The organism is Streptomyces sp. NPDC047453, from assembly GCF_040643155.1.
In the GTDB taxonomy this organism is placed as follows: Bacteria; Actinomycetota; Actinomycetes; order Streptomycetales; family Streptomycetaceae; genus Streptomyces.
Map to the genome: position 1 here is coordinate 16,046 of NZ_JBEYTS010000093.1, position 5,754 is coordinate 21,799.

The following is a 5,754-nucleotide window of genomic DNA, read 5'->3' on the forward strand; positions in this document are numbered from 1 at the left end:
TCGGTGCAATTGCCCCCTCCTCTACCCCCCCTCATTTTTCAATGGGGTGGGGGCGGCCGAATGCCCTGGCACCGGCCCCCCGCCCGCGTCATCGTCCTCATGGAACACCTCACCAAGGACGGCTCGTACAAGATCCTCAACGAGTGCTCGCTCCCCTATACGGGACGCGGTGTCGTCCAGCGGATCATCACCGATCTCGCCGTCCTCGACGTCACCTCCGACGGACTGCGGCTTGTCGAACTCGCCCCGGACGTCACCTTGGAAGAATTGCGCGCCAAGACGGAACCCGCCCTCGAGGTCGGCTCGCGGCGCGCCGCCGTGCGTTGCTGATGAACGAGCCCAGTCCCACGGGGTCGCCATCGATGTCCTCGACGTGTTTGCGGGGGCACTACGAGGTGGCCTTCGCGGGCGTGGAATTGCCGGACGGCGGCGATGTTGCGTTCCCACGCCGCGTTCTGGGAGCGCGGCATGCGGGCTGCTCGTCCTCGTCGGCGGAGGCGCTGCTCCGCTGGCGGACGGAGAACGAGATCACCGGCCTGTATGCCGTGCCCTATGACGTTGAGGTCGAAGTGGGCGTGACCAAGGACTTCCCCTCGGGCGGTGGGTACACCAGCAGCGCAAAGCGCTGCGGGCCGAGGAGCTGGAGCCGCGCCGCAAGGAACTGCTGGACGCGCCCGAGGCCGGGATGGTCTGGGAACCCGGCGAAGAAGCATGGGAGAACAAGCTCGCAGCCCTCCGCTCCTACCGCCGGACCACCGCTCGCACCCCGGCAGGACGCGGTGTGGGGCGAGGGCGAGGCAATGGTTCCGGTGGGTCAGCACATCGCCAACCTCCGGCGGAAAGGAGCGAAGAACGGCAGGTGCCATCACCAGGCGAACCCGAGTATGCCCGAGATCTCAAACGCACTCTGACTACCGCATCCGCTCCATCCGGGCGGCGCAGGCGAGCCGCTGAATACTTCAGGGTGGCCGGGCACGAAGATGTCGTACTTCTGCACCGTCATCGTGTCCGGCCGCTGCGAGCACAGAACCGGGCGCAGGGAAGCACTCAGGTTGCGCACCGCAGTTGGCGCTGGGATCCGCCGGATTGTCGGGGAACGCGTCGAAGAGATACCGCCCGATGAGGTCCTCCTGAAAACGCAGGGTGGCCTGCATTACGCCGCATTGACGTCGAGGATCACAAAGATCGGGGTCCAGCACAGGTACGGACCGGGGGTGGCATCGGACAACGTCTGCTAGTCGATCGGCAGTGTGGCCACAGACCGCTCCCGGTTTCGGGCCCTCACCCATGTCAGCCACACCCGCCTGCCCAGGCGTGGACGGGTCTGCGGTCGACGCCGGCACCGTCATGGCCGGGGTTGGTCGGGTGGCAGGCGTGGCCATCTGGTCGGGCCAGTGGCCAGGGCGGCGGGACCGGACAGGCCCGGCGTCAGGGGCCCGCTTGCCATGGCACCGCCGCCCCTACCAGGACCGCCCAGACCCCGACCACAGCAGGTGAGCGCCTTGCGTAACCCGTCCGGCCGGAAATGTGCAGCCCACCTGGCCTGTCTGCACTGTGCCCAACGCCTGCTGCGCATCCGAGCACAGCACCCCTTCCATCGTCCTCGACAGTGCCCGACGGGCCCGCGTTCAGTGCCTCCGTGACCCAGGGCAGACGGCTGCGGCCTGTGGACGGCGCGGGCAAGGGATGTGTCGGGGCGAGAGCCAGCACCGCCCTCCGGCAGGTCACCTCATCCTCACGCGGCGTCCGTTGCCGAGAGGCGAGTCGATCAGGGTGCGGGAGTTGTCCTGAGCGGGATTGAGCTGTTCGGCTGCCCCACAGTCCGCAACTGGCGTGCCGTGACCAGTCGCGGGCCGATCGGTGAGCAGGATGAACGATCGGACGGGCGGTCTGGTCGACCAGCAACCCCGGATGAGCCTGAGGGCTCGCCCGTCCGACCGCACCGCTGGGCAGACCGCACCGACTCCCAGCGGTGCGGCAGCCCGGTGCCCAAGCCGTGCCTGCGCCAGGGTTGTCGACGGCGGCTGTCGGCCGTCGTCGAGAAGGGTCTGACCGGACCTAATCCAGGCCAGCACGGGTGCGGCCTTCACTGAGCCGGACATCTTAAGTCCCTCAGACGGACTATGCCGTCGTGCCCAATCAAGGGCGCAGTCGTTACGTCCCGGCAGGAGGGCAGCCATGAGTTACTGGGTGTACGCGTTCTCGGGATGCCCCGACACCGGGAACCACCAGCAGATCACGAACGAGGGCAAACCGGGCCATGTCGTGGTGCGGGAACGCCCCGGCGGCCTGGACATCGTCGATGGGTTCGTGCGGGAGAGCGTCGACGAGCTGATGATGGTGGCCCGCTTCCGGTGGGTGGCCAGCGGCGCCCCGTCCATCGTGATGCCTGCATTGCGGGAGGCGGCCGGACTGCCGCCGACACCCGACCGGGCGAGCAGCCAGTGAGCGGAGCCGGAGCATGCCCGTGATCAAGGGCTGTTCCCAGGCATGAACGAAGGAATAGCAGGATGGCCAGCGGCACCGTGAAGTGGTTCAACGCCGACAAGGGTTATGGCTTCATCGCCCAGGACAACGGAGGCCCGGACGTCTTCGCCCACTACTCCGAAATCCAAGGCGGAGGCGGCTACCGTCAGCTGAACGAAGGCGAGCACGTCACCTTTGACATCGGCCAGGGCCAGAAGGGCCCGCAAGCACAAAACATCGTCCGGGGCTGACTGCTCACTGCGATGCAAGCCGGGTTGCCGGAGACAACCCGGCCGTTTTGCGCGGCGCGAATACGCAACGCCCGAGTCCGGCCCTGGACGTCCGCGAGCTGGTTTCGCGGAGCCGTGCTGCCCCGCTCGTCACCTCACGGCCGCCCCCTGGTCACCGGGGCCGCACCGAACCTGCGGTCCAGCCCCCAGTGCCCCATCCCACCTCTGCCCGGCGGCGGGTGGCGGGAGGGCCGTCAGGACTTGCCGCGCCCAGTGACGAAATCGCGGGCCCGGTCGACCAGGCCGACGCCCGGTGCCAGGAGCTTATTCACGGGCGGAGTGTCCGGGGCAGCCGGATGCGGACGGGTCGGGGCCATGGCCTTGGCCCGCCGGACCTTCTCCCCGAGATCAACGAGCATCTCGGAGGAACACGCCTGACGCAGCAGCGGGAAGAGGTTGCTCTCCTCATCCTCAACGTGGACAGCGACCTCATCCATGAGCTGCTGCAGCAGCGCGCTCATCTGGGGGTCATCGGCGTTGACCCTCTCCAACTGCTTGAGGAGTTCCTCGACACGGCCATGATCCGCGAGCTCCTTGTCCGCGATCCTGTCGCCGCCCTCGACATGCTCGCGCACCGTCGGGTACAGGTACTGCTCCTCGGCGACCGAGTGCCGCACCAGCTCGATGGTGACCTCGTCGACGAGATTACGCAGCTCCTGACCCTGGCCGGCCGTGGATGGGATCCTGCCGAAGATCTCTTCGACCTCCCGATGGTCGGCCATCAATTCCTCGATCACATTGCCGCCATGCCCCATCGTCCATCCGCCTCTCGCTTGTACTGTCAGGGCCGGGTCTGTCCCAGCCTGCAGACACTGATCCCCCATCGGCACACCATGTGGGACCCAGCCCGATACCGCTCACCCGATCGGATCCATCCTGAACATCGCGCAGGCCTTCAGTACGTCCTCCGGGGCTGCTGTACGTCGGACAGGCCCTCGGGGTCCTCCCGTGCAGCGGCTCCTCAAAGCCGCTACACCGTGAGCCCCAGGGGCCAGGAGCACGCGCCCGCACCGCGGGGGCAACGGGGCGGGTGCGCGGGGGGCGGGTCGGTGGAGTCTGAGGATTATGCAGCGCAAGGCCGTGCGGGGCAGGTAACGAGCCTCTGCGTCACCGCCCCGCAGACCGTCGCCGCGGTCGCCTACATCGAGGTGTGGCGGCGAGGCGGGCGGGCCCGTGCACTCGCCACTGTCGTTAGGCGTCTGACCTGAGTACGGCCGCACGTATAGCGGGTATGCGAATAATGCCCGCTTTTTAGTCAGGGCCGCGGGTAGGCCACCATGAATAGGAGGATTGGCCTGAATCCCCTGCCGGCCGGGTCTCTTTACGCGGTTCAGCCGTCTTGCGGTCCGACAGACACGCCGGTCGTGGGAGGCGCTATGAGGTGGTCCAGCCGAGCGACGACGGCCAAGCCGCAGGTACTACCTCTGGGCCCGTGCCGGCGCGTCTTCAGCGTGCCGACGGAGCCGGCATCGGTTCATCAGGCACGCGTCTCCACGCAGGCGGCGCTCGCGGAGTGGAAAGTCGCGCCAGGTTCCGCCCTGGTGGACGCGGTACTGCTGGTCGTCAGCGAGTTGGTCACGAACACGGTGAGGCACACACATCATCGCTCTCCCAGCGCACAAGTCGTTATTACGGTGGGTGCCGATTACCTGGTGGTGGGTGTCGCAGACCGTGACCCGCACATTCCACCCACAACGCGCACGGACGCAGGCGAGGGGCTACGCACGGTTGTCGACCTCGCCAAGCTGTACGGAGGCGGAGTGACCGTTGCTCCGGTTAAACACGGAGGCAAGATCATCTTCGTTCACTTCCGATGCCCCGAAGCCCTTGCCTCGGACAATGCATCGCTCCAGCTGTGATCTTGGCCTGCAGTCGCGCAGCTGGTCGTGGCAGGTGGTGGGGTCGTCGATCCGCACGCCCTGGGCGCCGCAGGCTTCGGCAAGCTTCACGAGCCGTAAGACTGTGGGAGCGGGCGGGATGGGGATCTCCGTTCTCGCCCGTGCGTGGGGCGGGAAAAGAGGGAGGCGCATCCCGAGCCGGACGTTGCATGGAGTGCGCGCCTGTAGCCCTCCTCGCCCTACGCCTGCCGCCAGCCACCCGCCCATGACCCCGGACCCCGTCGCCCGCAAAACGCGCAGTTCCGTGGGGCGAGGGTGCACCCGCTGCCGGTGAACGTCTCGCGGCGCAAGGATCGGGCTGCCGGGATGACGTTCGCGGCTACATGAGCAGTTGCACTCCCAGCACGCGGCTCGCTGGTCACCACGGACTTAATCAGGAAGACCAGCGCGGGCCTTCGCCGTGGTCATCAGCCTGCTCACTGTCGCCGCCCTCGCCGCCCTCGTCTACCTGGCCTACTCGCGCCTCTTCGAAGCGCGAGGAACGCCGCGAGCGACGCCACAACCTGGAGACTGTCGGACTATCGGCATCCTCGGTCCCTTCCGAACCCGACCATCCCACGCACTGAAGGACACCCCCATGTCGCATAACGCACGACCCCGAGGCGGCCCGGCACCCCGCCTGTTCGTCCTCCGCCGTGACCGGGACATCACGGGCGTCTCTGGGGTTGGGGATGTGGCCGATGGTGTGCAGTGGCCGGACGGCACGGTGGTCCTCCGCTGGCGTGAGCGGCCGTCGACTGCCATGTGGGACAGCCTCGACGTAATGCTGTCCGTCCACGGCCACGACGGCGCCACCCGCGTCGTCTGGGCCGACGGCGCCGAGAGCCGGGCCCAGGCAGCCGCCGGCCGGGCCCACCGACTCGCGGACCAATGGGAGGCCGCCCATAGCTCCACCACGTTCCTTGTGCGAGCCGCAGGCGCCGAGCGGCGTGACCTCCTGGACGACTCTGCGGCCGCGGCCGATAACGTCGTTCGCCCTGGGCAGAAACCGCAGGCCGCCGACGGGGACGGCGTGGACGAGTCCGGGCTGCTCGTCATTGCCGAGTGCTCCGCGCAGCACCTCGGCCACGACGAGCACCCGCGCCAGTGCATCCGAGCAG

5 protein-coding genes and 2 pseudogenes are annotated in these 5,754 nt (G+C 68.0%); 6 read left to right on the forward strand and 1 reads right to left on the reverse strand.

The features are described from left to right. The first annotated feature begins 60 nt into the window (after positions 1–60). The 4 genes and pseudogenes from ABZ818_RS38280 to ABZ818_RS38295 all read left to right on the forward strand — a co-directional run bounded on the left by ABZ818_RS38280 (position 61) and on the right by ABZ818_RS38295 (position 2,717). Positions 61–330, forward strand: a complete 270-nt coding sequence (locus ABZ818_RS38280) for a CoA-transferase (protein WP_361425575.1) — start codon at positions 61–63, stop codon at positions 328–330. A gap of 164 nt (positions 331–494) precedes the next feature. Next, positions 495–857: pseudogene (locus ABZ818_RS38285) on the forward strand (helicase associated domain-containing protein); the annotation flags it as partial. 1,321 nt (positions 858–2,178) lie between these two features. Then, complete coding sequence (locus ABZ818_RS38290) at positions 2,179–2,448, forward strand: hypothetical protein (RefSeq protein ID WP_361425578.1); 270 nt, start codon at positions 2,179–2,181, stop codon at positions 2,446–2,448. A 62-nt stretch (positions 2,449–2,510) separates the two neighbouring features. Continuing rightward, entirely contained in the window at positions 2,511–2,717 is a 207-nt protein-coding gene (locus ABZ818_RS38295) for a cold-shock protein (RefSeq protein ID WP_361425581.1), read from the forward strand. Between the two features lie 233 nt (positions 2,718–2,950). Here the strand turns inward: ABZ818_RS38295 and ABZ818_RS38300 are convergent, their stop codons facing one another. Then, positions 2,951–3,511 (reverse strand): hemerythrin domain-containing protein, encoded by a 561-nt coding sequence (locus ABZ818_RS38300; protein WP_361425584.1) that lies wholly within the window; start codon positions 3,509–3,511, stop codon positions 2,951–2,953. A gap of 621 nt (positions 3,512–4,132) precedes the next feature. Here ABZ818_RS38300 and ABZ818_RS38305 point away from each other — a divergent pair. After that, positions 4,133–4,615 (forward strand): ATP-binding protein, encoded by a 483-nt coding sequence (locus ABZ818_RS38305; RefSeq protein ID WP_361425587.1) that lies wholly within the window; start codon positions 4,133–4,135, stop codon positions 4,613–4,615. A 712-nt stretch (positions 4,616–5,327) separates the two neighbouring features. Beyond that, positions 5,328–5,754 (forward strand): annotated as a pseudogene (locus tag ABZ818_RS38310) (hypothetical protein); the annotation flags it as partial.

What these genes read in the sequence shown, in the direction of transcription:
- ABZ818_RS38280 (WP_361425575.1), top strand. Translation starts at nt 61, where the DNA reads ATGCCCTGGCACCGGCCCCCCGCCCGCGTCATCGTCCTCATGGAACAC.
- ABZ818_RS38290 (WP_361425578.1), top strand. Translation starts at nt 2,179, where the DNA reads ATGAGTTACTGGGTGTACGCGTTCTCGGGATGCCCCGACACCGGGAAC.
- ABZ818_RS38295 (WP_361425581.1), top strand. Translation starts at nt 2,511, where the DNA reads ATGGCCAGCGGCACCGTGAAGTGGTTCAACGCCGACAAGGGTTATGGC.
- ABZ818_RS38300 (WP_361425584.1), bottom strand. Translation starts at nt 3,511, where the DNA reads ATGGGGCATGGCGGCAATGTGATCGAGGAATTGATGGCCGACCATCGG.
- ABZ818_RS38305 (WP_361425587.1), top strand. Translation starts at nt 4,133, where the DNA reads ATGAGGTGGTCCAGCCGAGCGACGACGGCCAAGCCGCAGGTACTACCT.